Raw genomic sequence first — 15,798 nt, forward strand, 5'->3', positions numbered from 1 at the left:
ATGGATGAACGTAAAACCCTTCTGGTTGTGGATGATGAACCCGCCAATTTACAGGTGCTGAAAAACATTCTGGCATCGGATTACCGCCTGCTATTCGCCAGAGACGGCAGCCGCGCCATTACACTTGCCAACACAGAAAAACCCGATTTGATCCTGCTGGATATTATGATGCCAGGCCTGTCCGGCTATGAGGTTATTCAACAGCTTTCTGCCGCACCGGACACCAAACACATTCCAGTGATCTTCGTGACCGCGCTGTCAGACACTAAAGATGAAACACAAGGTTTTGAGTTGGGCGCGGTCGATTTCATCACCAAACCCGTCAGCCCGCCCATTGTCCGGGCCCGTGTGAAAAATCAGCTGTCGCTGGTCAAAATGGATGAGCTGAAATCAACACGGCTTGCCGTGGTTCAGAAACTGAGCAGAGCAACAGAATACAAAGATAACGAAACAGGCCATCACGTTATTCGCATGAGCCATTACGCATATACCATTGCAAGGGCCGCAGGTTACAGCCCGGCGTGGTCGGAAACCCTGCTGCATGCAGCACCCATGCATGATATCGGCAAAATTGGTATCCCGGATCATATTCTGCAAAAGAAAGGGGCGCTGTCTGGTGAAGAATGGAAAATCATGCAGCGCCATACCCTGATAGGGGCCGAAATTTTGGGCAATGACACCTCAGAACTGATGCAGATGGCCAAAAACATCGCCGTCTATCACCATGAAAAGTGGGACGGCACAGGCTACCCTTACGGTTTACAGACAGACGCCATTCCCATTGAAGCACGTATAACAGCCATTGCCGATGTATTTGATGCACTGACAAGTCAACGTCCTTACAAGCCGGCCTGGAGCATTGAAGATGCTTCTGACTATATCTGTAAAAATAGTGGCACTCACTTCGACCCGATTCTTGTCGAGGCCTTTAACCGTTGCCTGCCAGAATTACTTGATTTTAAAAAGAAGTGGCCAGAATAATATCCGCAGAGAAAATGATTCATCAAACCTGTCCGATGCATTCTTTGATAAAAGAAAAGCAGTATCATGCTATGCCATTACACATGAAAAAAGGCAAATAATATATTGCCGACAGTTGCCACATATAAATTAGGCTACCCTAATTTATATAAGCCTTAAATTTCATAACCTTATGTAACGGTACATTTAATTCACCAAAATGAGACTCCCACAGCATTTTCATCATTTCGAACACCATAAAAGCGAAAAACTGACATTCAAATGTTAAAGAACACGGCATTATATGAAATTATAATTGTTAGGAAATGTTGTTAACTGATGAAGCTTTGCATCTGTGAATTTGTAACTACAGCTATCGCAATGAAATGCGATGCGATAAACAGGCAAGTGGTGCGTAAATAATGTACTGCGTACAATGCGGTGTTCGAACACTGGATAAACCTGACGGTACTCCGGTAGAAATGTGTAAAAAATGTACTGAGGGCGAACAATCGCAGTCTCACGACTCTCTGCGCTCGAAATACTCACTCAAATTCAGGCTGGCAATAGGTTTTCATGCCCTTTACGCGATTATCTGGCTGATATGGGGCATCGTTTCAGGTTTTCAGGCCGCCATCGACGGCATCATGAACATTGAAACCAACAATTTCTCTATGGTGCTGCTGGCTGTGTTGATGATAGTGCTTCACCTCACTGCCGGATACGGACTATTAATCCGCCATCCCTGGGCTGAAAAAGCCACTATGTTGTTTGGCTGCATACTCTTTTTCTTCTACCCATGGGGAACAGTGGCCGGTTCTACCTTAATATATTCGCTGATCCAACTCCGTTACGACTACACGCTCACGTCAAAGTTCTTCCGTAAGCTTTATCGCTAGAAGCTGTTCTGCGAGATGGAATGCAATTCTCACGGTCAGTGCTTCCTTTTCTTGTCTTAGGCCGAAATTTTCGTACACTGGTCGGCTTTTTAGTTGTCAGGAGGAAGTATGTACATAGGTTTCGACTACGGCACAGCCAACTGCGCTGTTGCTGTTATGGAGAATGGTCAGCCAAGGTTGCTTCCCCTTGAAGGCGACAGCTTTTTCATTCCTTCAACGCTTGCGGCACCAAGTCGCGAGGCCGTCAGCGAGGCGCTATTTCGTCACTATGACATCAAACCCGCTGATAAGATTGGAGAGCAATTACTGCGTCGTTCGATCTCTGCCAACAAAGACGACGACATCATCGTTGATGCGCATGCCTTACAGTTTGGTCAGCAAGCGCTGGACACCTACCTCAATGATCCTGATGAAGTGTATTACGTCAAATCACCAAAATCCTTTCTTGGTGCTTCCGGTTTACATGACATCCAACTGAGTCTGTTTGAGGATCTGGTCTGTGCCATGATGGCAAATATCAAACACCGCAGTGAAAACCAGTGCGGTGAGAGTATTACGCAGGCTGTTATCGGTCGCCCTGTCAACTTTCAGGGTACAGGCGGAAGTAAGGCTAACCAGCAGGCCGAGAGTATTCTGCGCCGGGCGGCAACGCGTGCTGGCTTCAAAGCGATAGAATTCCAGTTCGAGCCTGTGGCTGCCGGGCTGGAATACGAGAGCCAGTTGCAAGAAGACAAAACCGTACTGGTGGTCGATATTGGTGGTGGTACCACCGACTGCTCCGTGCTGCAAATGGGGCCGGGCTGGTTAAATAAAGAAGACAGAACAGAAGGATTACTGGCTCACAGTGGCAGCCGCGTTGGCGGAAACGATCTGGATATCGCCCTCGCCTTCGAACGTATCATGCCTTTGTTTGGCAAGCACAGCACCAACCAGCGCGGACTGGCAGCGCCGATCAGCCAATTCTGGAACCCGGTGGCGATCAACAATGTGGCCGCGCAAAGTGATTTTTACGCCAGCGCGAACTTAGCCGTGCTGCAACAACTCGTGCGGGATTCCGCAGAACCTGCTTTGCTGCAAAGACTGCTGCAGGTCTACCACCATACTTTAGGTCATCAATTAGTGCGTGAAGCCGAACTGCTGAAAATCGCGTTGTCCGAATCATCCAGTGCCAGTACCGAGATCCGCATCGGACAGGAAACACTGCCGATCAGCTGTACCAGCCATGAACTGGCAGAGGCGGTCAGCAGCAACGCGGAGAAAATCAGCAGTCTGATCAATGAAGCTTTGTCTCAGGCGGAATGCGCACCGGACGTTATCTTTATGACAGGTGGCAGTGCCCGCTCCCCCATGTTACGCCAGCTTATCGAGCAACGCCTGCCCGGTGTGCCGATCGTGGCCGGTGATTATTTTGGTTCGGTCACCGCTGGCCTGAGTCGCTGGGCGGAGTTCTGCTTTCGGTGATCAGCAATTATCAGACCGGCAATTAACAAAAAGAAAACGGATGCAAATCAGACAAGCTACTGAGTCCGAGATGAACTCAGTGTATATGATGGGCTATGACGCCTGGGGCGATGAAATGCCCCAGGCTGAGTATCTGACCGCCTGCAAACGCAGCCGGAAATACACCGCTGGCCAGTGGTACGTGCTGCCAGAAGCTGATATGCCTGTCGCTTCTCTGATTCTGTACCGTCATCAGTTTGGTCTGGAAGACGGGCAAGCAGGAATAGGTTCGATAGCAACGTCGCCAGCGCATCGCCGGCAAGGCTATGCCAGTCAGCTAATTCTCGGCATTGTCCGTCATCTTTTCTCAAGCACAACGACAACAACGGTTTTTCTTCACAGCGACATCGACACCACCTTTTATGAAGCACTCGGCTTTGAGCGGATCAACAGCCAAAGCGATTGCCTGTTCATCACCCGATCGCCAGACATTACCCTGCACACTTACCCAAGCTACTTCTGAATCCCCGCCCTTTGCATGTGCAATAAACACCAACTTGTGTACAATGAACTATCTTATAATCCATATATCCACCTCCATATCATGTACACATATTGTGTGAACATTGATAACAGAGACATGCAATAAAGGAAAAGGGGTAAGCAATGACCTGGAATGTCTATCTTTCTGGTGAAATCCACACCGACTGGCGGGAACAAATCATTAAAGGCTGTGAGGCAAGAGATCTCAATGTTGTGTTTACTTCAGCCGTTACAGATCACGACAGCAGTGACGCTGCAGGTGATGGTTTAGGGGCTGAATCTAACAGCTTCTGGCGCGACCATAAATCGGCCAAGGTCAATGCGATTCGGATACAGAAACTGATCAAACAATGTGACGTGGCCGTCATCCGTTTCGGTGATAAATACAAGCAGTGGAATGCCGCGTTTGATGCCGGATATTGTGCCGCACTGGATAAACCCTACATCACACTGCACAGCGAAGACATTGTCCACCCGCTTAAAGAAGTGGATGCCAGTGCCAATGCATGGGCAACAGAACCAGCACAAGTAGTTGATATTTTAGATTATTTACTGAATCAAAAATAAAGCCTGCACCCGACACAATCACACCGATTGTGTCGGGTAAATTGCTTTACTAGCGCAGGCGCTGGCCAGAAATGGCAGGATGATAAATAGGCTGAACGACATTACCGGCCGGATCGGTACAATGAAAACTGCGCGCACCATCACTGTGATCGTGCGGTGTGTCCAGTAACGGCACGCCTTTGGCTTTGAGAAACACGAACCAGGCTTGCAATTCTTCTTTGCTGTCCACTATGAACCCGAAATGATCAAGGGACTGATTGTGATTCTCCTGCGGTTCATACGCCCTACTCAGTGACAAGTTGTCATTACCGCAACTGAGGTAAATCAGGTTATCGCTCGCTTTTCTTAGCACTTCCATACCCAGTATTTCGGTATAGAAACGGATACACTCCTCAAAGGGATATACCGCTAGTGCTAAATGTCGTAATCCGTTCAAAGGTTTTGGTCTCTCAGCCATATTCAGCCACTCCGTGTGCAATAATTTTAATCATTGTATACAATAAGAGGCCAAATATTCAAACGAAGAACAAGTTGTTCCTCAAACTGACAAAAAAGGAAGTGCGCTTTATGTTTTGTATTGTTGTGAAAAATTCAGTCAAAGCAGGGTTTCGAGACCAGTATCTCTCGATCATGAAGGAAAACGCCAAGGCTTCGGTAGAGAATGAAGAAGGCTGCCTGGTGTTCGATGTGCTGTGTGCTCAAGACAACGACCACTGCTTCTACCTGTATGAAATCTACACCAGTGAAGACGCACTTGCAGCGCACAAACTGACACCGCATTACCTGGAAAGCCGCAAGCACTTAGCCGGGTTAATCGACGACCAATCTGTCATCCGCTGCGATGTGGAGCATCGCAATTTCCAGCGGTAAACACCTACATAGCTGTGTCCGTTATCCTGTGAGCACGAATTGATGAAGGCAGGTAGGTAAAACACCTGTCTTCATCAATACAATGAAGCTCAAATCCGCACCATCCGGAAAAACCTGCATACTGTCCTCTCTTTGGTCGCCTTAGTAACACACCCCATGAACAGACTCATTACTAAAAGAAGCAAGGTGGATTATGAAAGGCGTTACCTGTTTATCCCTCACCCTGATGTGTGGCTTTATGGTATCAGCAGCAGCGAACGCGGGCTGTGGTGAAATGCAAGCCCAGTGCATTGTGTTCGAGCACGGTGAAACAACGCCGGTCAGTTGCTCCATTTCGGTCTGTGCCAATACCAGCGAGTTTGATACCTATTGGACACTCAGCAACGGTTCTGAGATCTCCCATCACATCAACGCAAACACGGCCACCATTAAGGTAAACGGTCAAACCGGATTTGCATTACCTTCAGCCATAATACAAGACAATCTGAGTTGCTACAGCGCCCCCGGCATTAGCAGTATTTATTGTGCGAAAGACATGTTACTTTAGCCTGAGCTATCTAAGACGCACTGAGTAAACATTCAATGCTTTGTATAGTGACCTGCCTATACAATTGACAGTCATCTGTCTGCCGTTCATACCGTTGTTGCCTGCCGCTTTTTGCCTGACAAGAGTGCGCTTATACCGATTCCCCGCTTAAACCTTCTGCTTACCTGCCATTTTGCAATAACCAGTTAATGACACACAGCGTTCTGACGCCATTAAATACTGTCATTGGTTGGGGGTTTCTGACCCCTTTTCATCATTATAAGAATCAAGGTGAGTATGAAAAAGGCACTATCTATTATTCTACTCTCATCGTTATCAGGCTGTGCATCTATGGGCCAGCCAGATCCTGAGATCGGGTTTGAGTCTACAGTTAACCTGAATGGCTACTATTTTTCAGAGAGCAACGGCAATGTTCTGGAAAATGGGCAGCTGGTCAAAAAGAAAACTTATGCCTATATAAAATTCAATAGCTTAGAAGAAAATCAGCTGACGTACATCGTTGCCACGTCTCCGGCTGTAAACGGCATTGTCCGGGGCGATGCGATCAGTACCCGAGTGACCAGTAATTACAGTGTGGATAATAACCACAGCGATCAAGGTTACCGAATCAGCTTCTACCAGCAAAAAGGGAACATGCACCTTGATTACGTGCTGAATGCAGACATCAATGGCGTTATTGAAGATTTTACTTTCCAGCCGCTGTGATCTGACACACTGACAGCTTACTGCTGATAATGTAATCAACATTTTTCGTTTAATGGACTAGATATGACGTTGGGGAATTATGCGCACTATTAAATTTTCAGCCCTGTTTGTCGCTGTGTATTTACTGATGACCACTCATGCTCATGGACAGTCCGTTTCAACCTCTGTCGCGCCCTCTTTGCTGGGAAAGCGAACCGTTGATGACGTATTAGCGACTTACGGCCACTTGTCTGAAATGCGGTTGAAATACAGATTTCGCCAGGCCAATGTGAGCTATCCGCCTGAGAAAATTGCGCTGCTTGGCCTGAAAGAAGAAAAAGTCCTGGAGCTATGGGCGTTTGATCAGCAGGGTCGGCGCCATTTTATCTACAGTTACCCTGTCACAGCGGCGAGCGGCAAAGCAGGGCCAAAACTCAAAGAAGGCGACCGACAGGTGCCGGAAGGTATCTACAAAATCATCGGCCTCAATCCGAACAGCCGTTTCCACTTGTCGATGAAGCTTAACTATCCCAACAACTTCGATCTCAAATACGCCGCGCTAGAAGGCCGGCAATCACCGGGTTCCAATATTTTCATTCATGGCAAAGCCGACTCCATTGGTTGTCTTGCTATCGGCGACAGCGCGGTGGAAGAATTGTTTACCCTGGTGGGGAAAATCGGCAAAGACAATGTCGAAGTGGTGATTGCCCCGCATGATCCACGGAAAAACCCGATCCGCCCTGTACCCGACACCTCCCCGGCCTGGATCTCAGAGTTGTATGCATCTATTGAAAGCGAATTTTCCCGCTTTGAATATTAAGCAGGCAAATAAGACTCCCAGAGCGGATCGCTATCATAACTGCCAATGAAATCTGTTGCGCACTGGAATAAGCCACCATAAACTCCTGGCGACAAATTAAAATTAAGTGGCTTATTTCAAGGATTATTATGAGCACGGAATTACGCTCTCATTGCACTCTGTCTGTCCCCGGCAACCGTGAAATGTCTCCGGCCGACATCTTCCTGCAAATGGCAAACTGGTGTCAGAGCAATCAGATCAAACATGATATTTACGGTCAGGGCGATGATCTGCAGCAGTTTGAAACCAAAGTTGCCGATCTTCTGGGCTACGAAGCCGGCCTGTTCGTTATCTCGGGTACAATGACCCAACCTACTGCGCTGCAACTGGCCTGTATGGCACGCAAAAACCCTATTGTGGCCATGCATCCCTCCAGTCATATTTACCTGCATGAAGCGCAAGGCTATCTGCTGCAGCAACGCTTTACCGTTCTGCCTGTCGGTAACCCTTATCAAACCTGGTCTTTGGCCGATTTGCAGGAATGGCCGGACGATATTGCTGCCGTGCTGTATGAACTTCCCATGCGCGAAATTGGCGGTCAGCTGCCGGAATGGGATGATTTAAACGCTATCAAAGCCCATTGTCGCGAGCAGGGTATTCATCTGCACATGGACGGCGCCAGATTGTGGGAAGCCAAAGCCTGGTATGGCCGTGAGTACAGCGAGATTGCTCAAGGTTTCGATTCAGCCTATGTCTCTTTATATAAAGGCATTGGCGGATTAGGCGGCTCTATGTTGCTGGGCGATCAAGCATTGATTGAAAAAGCTCGCCTCTGGATGCAACGCCAGGGCGGTAATGTATATCGCCGCACACCGTATTCGGTTTCCGCGGCGATGCAGTTCGATCAGCGCCTGGCGCTGATGCCAGCCTTGTTCGATCGTACTCAGCAGCTCTACCGCATACTGAAAGATTACCCGCTGTTAACGCCAAACCCGACTGCGCCACAGGCCAATATGCTGCATCTGTATCTGCCCGTCAGTGCCGAAAAAGCCAGTGTCATTCGCGACAGGCTGGCGACAGAGCAGAAAATCTGGCTGGGAAATCCGCAACAAGCGGCCTTACCTGAGCAATCATTCCTCGAATGGTATGTCGGCGACAATTTGCTTAACCTAAGCGATGACAAGTTGCGCGAAATCTTAAGCTGGCTATCCGGCGAATTAGTCAGCTAATTGAAAAGCGGCTCCCTGCGCTGCATAATCAGCGCAGGGAGCCACTTGGCCATAGTGAAATTATGCCTTGCTATTAGCGGATGATTTTTCGCTTTGGAGGTAATCCAGTGTCATTCGGGTTAAACGCTGCTTCTCTTCCTCGCAGATAAAACTGGCCTGAATCGCATTGAGGGTAAACTGCGCGATCTCTTCCTGCGTCATAGGATGTGCATCGGCCACCGCCTGAAAATTATCTGTCATATACCCACCAAAATACGCCGGATCGTCAGAATTGATGGTGACACGCAGGCCTTTGCGCAGCAGCTCGACGATATTGTGATCTTTCATGTCTTCGAACACCTTGAGTTTTAAGTTCGACAGCGGGCACACGGTTAACGGCACCTGCTCCCGCACTAAACGCTCAACCAGAGCTGCATCTTCAACACAACGAATGCCGTGATCCACCCGGGTCGCCCCCAGCAGATCCAGGGTATTGGTAATATTTTCCGGTGGCCCTTCCTCACCGGCATGGGCTACGGTCAGAAAACCTTCTGTCAGTGCTTGCTGAAAGACCGCATTGAATTTCTCCGGCGGATTGCCCTGCTCTGAAGAATCCAAACCCACTCCCACTATTTTGTCTTTATGCGACAACCCCTGACTGAGCGTGGCAAAAGCAGAGTCCTGATCGAGATGGCGCAGGAAACACATGATCAGCTGGCTGGAAATACCCAGTGTTTCCCTGCCCTGCTCCAGTGCGCGGTGAATGCCCTTCACCACAATATCGAAGGCAATACCCCGCTCGGTATGGGTTTGCGGATCAAAGAAGATCTCTGTGTGTACCACGTTATCGGCTTTACAGCGCAACAGGTAGGCCCAGGTTAAATCGTAAAAATCCTGCTCGTGGATCAGTACGTTTGCGCCCTGGTAATAAATATCCAGAAAAGACTGCAGGTTGTGGAACTGGTACGCCGCACGCACTTCATCAGGTGAATGAAACGGAATCGCAATCTGGTTTCTTTCGGCCAGTGCAAACATCAGCTCAGGTTCCAGCGAGCCTTCAATATGCAGGTGTAATTCCACTTTCGGTAAACCAGTAATAAAAGATGTCATAAGGTGCTCTTAATCAGGTTCTCAATACGTTGACTGGGATGATTAACAGCTTTTCTGCAGCAAAGGAGAATGGGTATTCCGACCATGACAAAGAGAAAAGCGATTAATCGACTTAACTCTTCGTAATCAGAATTTTACGGATTCTGGTAGAGACCCCCACACCCTATCAGTGGGGTTATACGAAGCGGGTTGTATCGGTTTACGCTAAACCGATGACCACAACGGGACAAACTTTCTCATATCATCTGCCGGCTTGCAAGCCGCGCCAGCCAACACCCGATCTGCAAACCCATACAGGAAGGCAACTTATTACAGGTTCTGCTTACTGGTTTCTGGCAAAAATGACGGGGAAAACGTCACAATGGAAAATGCGCCCCGTTCGCAGAGGCGCAGCGGTAATATTACTCTTTCTCTTCTTTAGAAAATTCTTCGCTGGCTTTTTGCCAGGCTTCACTCAGGCTGTCATAGGCACCGGAAAAGCCTTCTTTGACATGATCCCAGGCGCCAGCTGAGCTGCTTTTCATACTGCCATACCATTCAGCCAGTTTCACTCGCTGTTCCTGCATAGATTTGAGACTTTCTCTGGATTTCTCACGGGCTGCCTTATCCATATCATCCCAGTCGTCTTCTATCTGTGTCTGCAACTGCTCAATATGTTTATCCAGGCTGTCGATGCCCTCTTTCGTCGCCTTCATGGCTTCGTCTTTTTGCTCTGCAGAGTAGTTTTTCAGTGACTCCAGCAAATCCTTCGTTTCTTTGTTCACCTGCTCAGCTGATGTCACTGCTTCTGCTTCTTCTTTTTCGTGATGGGCCGCAGTGACTACACCAGGCAACAGCCCGATAGACACCACTAGTGCACATACTGAGGCATAACGACGAACTACACTCACTTTCATATTTCCTCCAAGCGTCGTGATATGAATGAAGAATCAGACCTAAAGTATGGTTGATCCCGAATAACATTGTGTTCATTCACTGTCAGGATACGGTTCACTGGCGAATCCTAACGGATGTTCCATACTTTATAGCACTGGTTTCAACAATGAAAAACAATAAGTTATGGATGAGAACAATAGCACTTTATTGAATCTGCGCACCATTGAGCCTTCTGACTTTAAGCAACTTGCTGCATTGGAAGATCTGGTTTTTCCTGATGTGGGCGGTGCCTGGCCAAAATCTACCATTCAAGGGCTGGTCAAACATTTTCCCGACGGGCAAATCTGCATTGAGGACAAGGGGAAAATCATTGCCGCAGCACTGACCATTAAAGTCAGCTACAACCGCTATTCCCTGAACCACACGTATCTGGATATAGTCGATGCCAACAATGTGGCCTGTCACAACCCGAGCGGAGATGCGTTGTATGGACTGGACGTATTTGTCCATCCGGATTATCGCGGCCTTCGCTTAGGGCGTCGCTTATACGAAGCCCGTAAGGAGCTCTGCCGGGCCAACAACCTCAAAGCCATTCTTGCCGGCGGACGCATTCCGGGTTATCACAAGTATGCGGATGAAATGCATGTTTCTGAGTATATTGCCAAGGTCAAACGCCGTGAAATTCATGACCCGATACTCTCGTTTCAGCTTGCCAATGATTTCGATGTAAAACGCCTGATGAACCGTTATCTCCCTGAAGATGCGAAGTCCAAAGGCTATGCCACACTGCTTGAATGGGACAACATTTTCTACGAAGAAGATATCTCGATCCATCAAACCGAAAAAACACTGATAAGGTTGGGCATAGTGCAGTGGCACATGCGTCGGGTCGTGTCGGTCGACGACCTGATGAACCAGGCCGAGTTTTTTGTTTCTTCTTTATCCAAATATCAGTCCGATTTTGCATTGTTCCCTGAGTTTTTTAATGCGCCGCTGATGGGGTTAGCCAGAGACAAAGACTCGGTTGAGGCCATTCGCTATCTCAGCCAGTTCACTGAAGAAATCCGTCAGCGATTTTCTCAGCTGGCTGTCACGTATAACATCAACATCATTGCCGGCAGTATGCCTTACCTGAAAGGTGACAAGCTATATAACGTCTCATACCTGCTGCACAGAGACGGGGACATTGACGAGCAATATAAAATTCACATCACGCCGCACGAAGTCAGAGACTGGGTCATAGACGGAGGCGATAAAGTCAAAGTCTTCGACACCGATGCCGGGCGGATTGGTATTCTGATTTGCTACGATGTCGAGTTTCCCGAACTGGGCAGGCTGCTGGCCGATCAGGGAGTCCAGATTCTGTTTGTCCCTTTCTGGACAGATACTAAAAACGGCTATCTGCGGGTACGTATATGTGGTCAGGCGAGGGCGATTGAAAACGAGTGTTATGTCGCGCTGGGTGGCAGCGTCGGCAACCTTCCCCGGGTCGATAATGTTGACATCCAATATGCCCAGTCTGCAGTGTTTTCTCCCTCCGATGTGTATTTCCCGCACGATGCGATCATTACGGAAGCCAATGCCAATACCGAAATGATTATTTTCGCCGATGTCGACTTGTCAAAATTAAAACTGTTGCACAACGAAGGCTCTGTCACTAACCTAAAGCATCGGCGCTTGGATCTTTATAAAATGAAGACAAAAAAGCGTAACAAAAAGAAACATTAACCAATGTTTTTCACAGGAAGTGGCCATGTTACGAACTATTCGACAGACAGTGCTCATTCTTGGAGCACTGTCTGCTTTTTCCGTTTCAGCTCAGAGTGCTGTCAAACCCGGCTTGTCAGGTAATGTCAGTATAAACCTAGGCTGGTTTAAGAACGACTCCCACCTGAGTACCGAGCAGTCTTCCGTACTCAGTTCACTGGACGAATCCGGCACGGACGAAGAAAAAAATCTGCCCCTGCCCATGTGGGATTTACAGCTGGGTGTCACACCAAATACTGCGCTGTATTTCAAATCAGCACTGGGGGGTATGGCGAGCAGTTTTTATATGCAGGCTGGCCTTACTCAGTATTTGAGCGACGGCTCCAGCTTAGGCATTGGCGTTATTCCCGGCTTTTTTGACAACGAAGTGTGGGATGACCCTTTTCTGACCGGAACACCAAGACAGGAAACCAAGCGCTCAATCCGGGGCGCAGTGCTGGACTATAACCGCATTGCGGGAACCAATGTGTCACTGGAGCTGGCTGCGGGTAAACGAAAAATCGACGATGAGCGCAGCGGAACCAGCTATAGCTCGGCGACACAAGACGCGCTGGTTCGTGAAGGCGATCTTTTCTATGCCGCACTGAGTCAAAAACTGGATTTAAATCGTCAGTTTGGTATCGACTGGAAAATTCACTACATCGATGACAGCGCGGAAGGTAGTGCGATAGCGAACAATCGCTATGGTGTTGAGCTGACAGCCCGGCAACGGATCGATCGCTATATTGTGATGCTGGGTGCCAGTGCGGCATGGATTGACTATGACGAGGCCCATCCCATTTTTAACCAGATCCGGGATGACAACCAATACGGTTTTTCCGCAACCTTGATCTACCTGGCCCCGTTTAACTGGCGAAACGCCAGTGCTATTGCCCGGGCTGGATTCGATAACCTGACGTCCAATATTGATTTTTATGAAGAAACTCAGAATCTGTACAGTATAGGGCTGGCCTATTCGTTTTAATCACATTACACACGATGGCAGCCTGCGCTGCCATCGTGTGATTCATAACCGGCTAGCTTTTTTTCGCAAACCACCCTTTCATTACCGACTTAGCGTTTGCCCATTTAAGCTTATCCTTGATGTCATTCAGTGTGGTCAGTTCATTCTGATAGGCAACCGCAATCGGCCAGCGCTGGCCTTCCACTTCCAGAACCAGTGAAGGAAAGCCCGACACACCCAATGCTGCCGCGTGTTCTATGTCTTTCTGAAGTAATGCGTCAACCTCAGCACCGGTAATGTCTGTCATGAAACGCGCAACGTCCAAACCCAGCTCAGCTGCCAGTCTGGCGTGGGTCTGGTAGTCAGAAGGATTCATTGCTCTCAGGTAATAGGCCTGCTGAATCGCCTCTGTCATTGCATACTCCTGTCCCTGTTTTTTTGCGGCAAGAACAGCCCGACAGGCAGGGTACGTCGACCGGCGCGGCTGGCACTGTATCCAGAATTCATGATTAAATTCCGTCCCCAGCTGGCTGGTTATCCGACGCCAGGTCAGCTGCAACATTTGCTGCATCTCTTCTGGCATGGGCTGATCACTGTCAGGAGCCAGGCCACCCAACACACAGCGGATTTCCACACCAGCCGGTAACTGATCTTTGAGCCGCTGAAAAGCAGGACGATAACCCCAGCACCAGCTACACATAGGATCATGAACGTAATACAAAATAGCGCTCACACATTTCTCCTGACTGAGGCTTATAATAAAATTTCTAACCGTTCATTCTAAAGATATCATGGCTATACGCCAGCTTTATCTGGAATCATACCGCTCTGCTTTGATTGCTTCTGCTTATCGGCGATTACTGCTTCTGACGTATCTTAGCCATTTGATGTGAATACAAGGTTGCAGCATCCTGTTCTGTTAACTGTAAATTAAACTGCGTGGTCAGAAGCTGATATAACATGGTGCCGTCACTGATATCGACAGTTCTCTCTTGCCCTGTCTTATCTTCATATTCAAAGTAGGTCAGGTTTCGGATCAGATACCGCCGATTCTCAAGAATCCGCGATACCACCAGATGATTCACAAATACGGCGTCAGGGGCTTGATGACTGTAAAAATGGCTGATTGTGCAATCCGATTCCAGGTATTCTGCAAAATCAAAGCGATACAGTGTTACTACTTCATCAGAGTTTGTGGCCATCACCAGCATGCCGCCACGGTTGTCTGATTCCACGCTGTACTGGTATCTGACATCAGGCTGAGGCAGGTTGGTATCCAGGGAAATAATCTGTCTTGGGTTCATTATCCCGAACCCGGCATCAATCAGATACTGCTTATCGCGCAGGGTGAGTAAGGTTAAGCGATGAGAACGACCATTGTCCGGGTTACCGTTGAGCATCACACGACCAATCAGAGGGCGGACATCAAAGCCCAGCTGTTTCAGCACCAAAAATAAGACCTTGTTGTGCTCGAAACAATACCCGCCGCGGCGTTGCACTACCAAACGATGAAACAAAGCGTCTGGTTCCAGGCTTAAATCATGCTTCAGAATAACATTCGTACTGGAAAACGGATAACGTGCCAAATGGGCAGCTAGCAGAGATTGCAGCCATTCCAGGCTGATTTGCGGCTCATTAATACCCAGGCTTTGCAGATATTGATCGATGAGGTTTTTCATTTAATCGCTCCGTTGAATCAGATTTGATAACGCCACGATAAAACCTCAGGTTAACTTGAGGTCAAGCATTAATTTATTGCGAAGACCTCTGGTGCCGCTCATCACAAACCCGCTGAATCAGTGCACTGCCCGGTTTTTAGTGTCACTTTATATCGACAGGTAACTGCTCCAGCACATGCCGTTTCCTATCGTCAACGCGATCACTGAACTGACTCAGTAAAATGCTGAGTTTCGGACTGATACGCATCTGACAAAAAGGTTTCTGCGGATTGCTGTAAAAATAATTCTGGATTTCATGCCGTGATGGCTGAAACGCATCAAAGCGCAGGGCCTGCGTTAAGATAGGCTGTTCGAATTCCGGTTGAAGAGCTTTGAGACAAACTTGTGCGGCACGTTGCTGGTCAGGACTGAACGCATAAACAGCCGAGCGGTATCTGTGTCGCAAGGCATGGTTCGACGTACAGCTGTGAGTATAAAGGTGAATCTGAATCAGGGTATAAAGATCGATCCTGGCAGGATCAAAGCGTAATAAAATCCCTTCAGACATCTCTTCGTGTCCCTGAGCTGACAACCAGCCCTGATCAACTTCGCCAACGCCTTTCAGCGACCGAAACACAGCCTCCGTACACCAATGGCAACTTCCGCCCAGACCGACAGTTTCCATCCAGTGCCTCCTGCTTTATCCATTCGACTTTGGTAATTGGACTCCTTCAGGCACGAAATGGTTTCACCGGCAGCAGCATCTTGCCGGTTTCTCTGCGCAATTTATGTAATCAAATGTTGCGCCCGCTGCAGCAGCCAGCCCATTTTTCGCCGATAGAACAACACAGTAGCAGGCCGAAATGACTCTGGCGGGAAGCAATCAACAACCGTCTCTGAAACGGTTAGCAGGCTGGAAAGTAAAGA

18 protein-coding genes and 1 riboswitch are annotated in these 15,798 nt (G+C 48.4%); of the genes, 12 read left to right on the forward strand and 6 right to left on the reverse strand.

Annotation, left to right across the window (positions count from 1 at the left end):
* The 5 genes from KCG43_RS13795 (at position 1) to KCG43_RS13815 (ending at position 4,409) form a co-directional block, all read left to right on the forward strand.
* Positions 1-981, forward strand: coding sequence for an HD domain-containing phosphohydrolase (locus KCG43_RS13795; RefSeq protein ID WP_192014086.1), 981 nt, complete (start codon positions 1-3; stop codon positions 979-981).
* Positions 982-1,382: 401 nt separating this feature from the next.
* Positions 1,383-1,859, forward strand: a complete 477-nt coding sequence (locus KCG43_RS13800; RefSeq protein WP_218385628.1) for a hypothetical protein — start codon at positions 1,383-1,385, stop codon at positions 1,857-1,859.
* Positions 1,860-1,967: 108 nt separating this feature from the next.
* Complete coding sequence (yegD, locus tag KCG43_RS13805; RefSeq protein WP_218385629.1) at positions 1,968-3,320, forward strand: molecular chaperone; 1,353 nt, start codon at positions 1,968-1,970, stop codon at positions 3,318-3,320.
* A gap of 40 nt (positions 3,321-3,360) precedes the next feature.
* Entirely contained in the window at positions 3,361-3,822 is a 462-nt protein-coding gene (locus tag KCG43_RS13810; RefSeq protein ID WP_218385630.1) for a GNAT family N-acetyltransferase, read from the forward strand.
* Positions 3,823-3,965: 143 nt separating this feature from the next.
* Entirely contained in the window at positions 3,966-4,409 is a 444-nt protein-coding gene (locus KCG43_RS13815) for a YtoQ family protein (RefSeq protein ID WP_218385631.1), read from the forward strand.
* Positions 4,410-4,458: 49 nt separating this feature from the next.
* Here the strand turns inward: KCG43_RS13815 and KCG43_RS13820 are convergent, their stop codons facing one another.
* A complete protein-coding gene (locus KCG43_RS13820) occupies positions 4,459-4,866 on the reverse strand; it encodes a VOC family protein (RefSeq protein ID WP_192014094.1) in 408 nt (135 codons plus the stop codon).
* A gap of 110 nt (positions 4,867-4,976) precedes the next feature.
* Between KCG43_RS13820 and KCG43_RS13825 the strand changes: the two genes are divergently transcribed.
* The 5 genes from KCG43_RS13825 (at position 4,977) to KCG43_RS13845 (ending at position 8,538) form a co-directional block, all read left to right on the forward strand.
* Positions 4,977-5,279, forward strand: coding sequence for a putative quinol monooxygenase (locus KCG43_RS13825; RefSeq protein ID WP_218385633.1), 303 nt, complete (start codon positions 4,977-4,979; stop codon positions 5,277-5,279).
* A gap of 193 nt (positions 5,280-5,472) precedes the next feature.
* Positions 5,473-5,826 (forward strand): hypothetical protein, encoded by a 354-nt coding sequence (locus KCG43_RS13830; RefSeq protein WP_218385635.1) that lies wholly within the window; start codon positions 5,473-5,475, stop codon positions 5,824-5,826.
* Positions 5,827-6,102: 276 nt separating this feature from the next.
* Entirely contained in the window at positions 6,103-6,531 is a 429-nt protein-coding gene (locus KCG43_RS13835) for a hypothetical protein (protein WP_192014098.1), read from the forward strand.
* 79 nt (positions 6,532-6,610) lie between these two features.
* Entirely contained in the window at positions 6,611-7,330 is a 720-nt protein-coding gene (locus tag KCG43_RS13840; protein ID WP_255558039.1) for a murein L,D-transpeptidase family protein, read from the forward strand.
* Positions 7,331-7,458: 128 nt separating this feature from the next.
* The gene (locus tag KCG43_RS13845; protein ID WP_218385637.1) at positions 7,459-8,538 is read left to right on the forward strand and encodes a low specificity L-threonine aldolase; all 1,080 of its coding nucleotides are present in this window, start codon (positions 7,459-7,461) and stop codon (positions 8,536-8,538) included.
* 60 nt (positions 8,539-8,598) lie between these two features.
* On the opposite strand, the gene KCG43_RS13850 is transcribed toward KCG43_RS13845, so the two are convergent.
* Together KCG43_RS13850 and KCG43_RS13855 are read right to left on the reverse strand one after the other, a co-directional pair.
* Positions 8,599-9,627 (reverse strand): adenosine deaminase, encoded by a 1,029-nt coding sequence (locus KCG43_RS13850; protein WP_192014102.1) that lies wholly within the window; start codon positions 9,625-9,627, stop codon positions 8,599-8,601.
* A 103-nt stretch (positions 9,628-9,730) separates the two neighbouring features.
* Positions 9,731-9,830, reverse strand: a riboswitch (purine riboswitch).
* A 198-nt stretch (positions 9,831-10,028) separates the two neighbouring features.
* Positions 10,029-10,523: a hypothetical protein gene (locus KCG43_RS13855; protein ID WP_192014103.1), complete on the reverse strand. Its 495-nt coding sequence runs from the start codon at positions 10,521-10,523 to the stop codon at positions 10,029-10,031.
* 163 nt (positions 10,524-10,686) lie between these two features.
* Here KCG43_RS13855 and KCG43_RS13860 point away from each other — a divergent pair, with 163 nt between their 5' ends.
* A complete protein-coding gene (locus tag KCG43_RS13860; RefSeq protein ID WP_192014104.1) occupies positions 10,687-12,231 on the forward strand; it encodes a bifunctional GNAT family N-acetyltransferase/carbon-nitrogen hydrolase family protein in 1,545 nt (514 codons plus the stop codon).
* Positions 12,232-12,256: 25 nt separating this feature from the next.
* Positions 12,257-13,234 (forward strand): DUF2860 family protein, encoded by a 978-nt coding sequence (locus KCG43_RS13865; RefSeq protein ID WP_192014106.1) that lies wholly within the window; start codon positions 12,257-12,259, stop codon positions 13,232-13,234.
* Positions 13,235-13,286: 52 nt separating this feature from the next.
* Here KCG43_RS13865 and KCG43_RS13870 read toward each other — a convergent pair whose 3' ends face one another.
* The 3 genes from KCG43_RS13870 to KCG43_RS13880 all read right to left on the reverse strand — a co-directional run bounded on the left by KCG43_RS13870 (position 13,287) and on the right by KCG43_RS13880 (position 15,556).
* Entirely contained in the window at positions 13,287-13,946 is a 660-nt protein-coding gene (locus KCG43_RS13870) for a DsbA family protein (RefSeq protein WP_192014107.1), read from the reverse strand.
* Positions 13,947-14,070: 124 nt separating this feature from the next.
* Entirely contained in the window at positions 14,071-14,892 is an 822-nt protein-coding gene (locus KCG43_RS13875; protein WP_192014108.1) for an arylamine N-acetyltransferase, read from the reverse strand.
* A gap of 142 nt (positions 14,893-15,034) precedes the next feature.
* Positions 15,035-15,556, reverse strand: coding sequence for a peptide-methionine (S)-S-oxide reductase (locus tag KCG43_RS13880; protein WP_192014110.1), 522 nt, complete (start codon positions 15,554-15,556; stop codon positions 15,035-15,037).
* Between the last annotated feature and the right edge of the window lie 242 nt (positions 15,557-15,798).

This window comes from Photobacterium sp. WH24 (assembly GCF_019204055.1).
Lineage (GTDB): Bacteria > Pseudomonadota > Gammaproteobacteria > Enterobacterales > Vibrionaceae > Photobacterium > Photobacterium arenosum.

Coding starts and splice junctions, on each gene's coding strand:
- KCG43_RS13795 (WP_192014086.1), top strand. CDS start 1: ATGGATGAACGTAAAACCCTTCTGGTTGTGGATGATGAACCCGCCAAT.
- KCG43_RS13800 (WP_218385628.1), top strand. CDS start 1,383: ATGTACTGCGTACAATGCGGTGTTCGAACACTGGATAAACCTGACGGT.
- yegD (WP_218385629.1), top strand. CDS start 1,968: ATGTACATAGGTTTCGACTACGGCACAGCCAACTGCGCTGTTGCTGTT.
- KCG43_RS13810 (WP_218385630.1), top strand. CDS start 3,361: ATGCAAATCAGACAAGCTACTGAGTCCGAGATGAACTCAGTGTATATG.
- KCG43_RS13815 (WP_218385631.1), top strand. CDS start 3,966: ATGACCTGGAATGTCTATCTTTCTGGTGAAATCCACACCGACTGGCGG.
- KCG43_RS13820 (WP_192014094.1), bottom strand. CDS start 4,866: ATGGCTGAGAGACCAAAACCTTTGAACGGATTACGACATTTAGCACTA.
- KCG43_RS13825 (WP_218385633.1), top strand. CDS start 4,977: ATGTTTTGTATTGTTGTGAAAAATTCAGTCAAAGCAGGGTTTCGAGAC.
- KCG43_RS13830 (WP_218385635.1), top strand. CDS start 5,473: ATGAAAGGCGTTACCTGTTTATCCCTCACCCTGATGTGTGGCTTTATG.
- KCG43_RS13835 (WP_192014098.1), top strand. CDS start 6,103: ATGAAAAAGGCACTATCTATTATTCTACTCTCATCGTTATCAGGCTGT.
- KCG43_RS13840 (WP_255558039.1), top strand. CDS start 6,611: ATGCGCACTATTAAATTTTCAGCCCTGTTTGTCGCTGTGTATTTACTG.
- KCG43_RS13845 (WP_218385637.1), top strand. CDS start 7,459: ATGAGCACGGAATTACGCTCTCATTGCACTCTGTCTGTCCCCGGCAAC.
- KCG43_RS13850 (WP_192014102.1), bottom strand. CDS start 9,627: ATGACATCTTTTATTACTGGTTTACCGAAAGTGGAATTACACCTGCAT.
- KCG43_RS13855 (WP_192014103.1), bottom strand. CDS start 10,523: ATGAAAGTGAGTGTAGTTCGTCGTTATGCCTCAGTATGTGCACTAGTG.
- KCG43_RS13860 (WP_192014104.1), top strand. CDS start 10,687: ATGGATGAGAACAATAGCACTTTATTGAATCTGCGCACCATTGAGCCT.
- KCG43_RS13865 (WP_192014106.1), top strand. CDS start 12,257: ATGTTACGAACTATTCGACAGACAGTGCTCATTCTTGGAGCACTGTCT.
- KCG43_RS13875 (WP_192014108.1), bottom strand. CDS start 14,892: ATGAAAAACCTCATCGATCAATATCTGCAAAGCCTGGGTATTAATGAG.
- KCG43_RS13880 (WP_192014110.1), bottom strand. CDS start 15,556: ATGGAAACTGTCGGTCTGGGCGGAAGTTGCCATTGGTGTACGGAGGCT.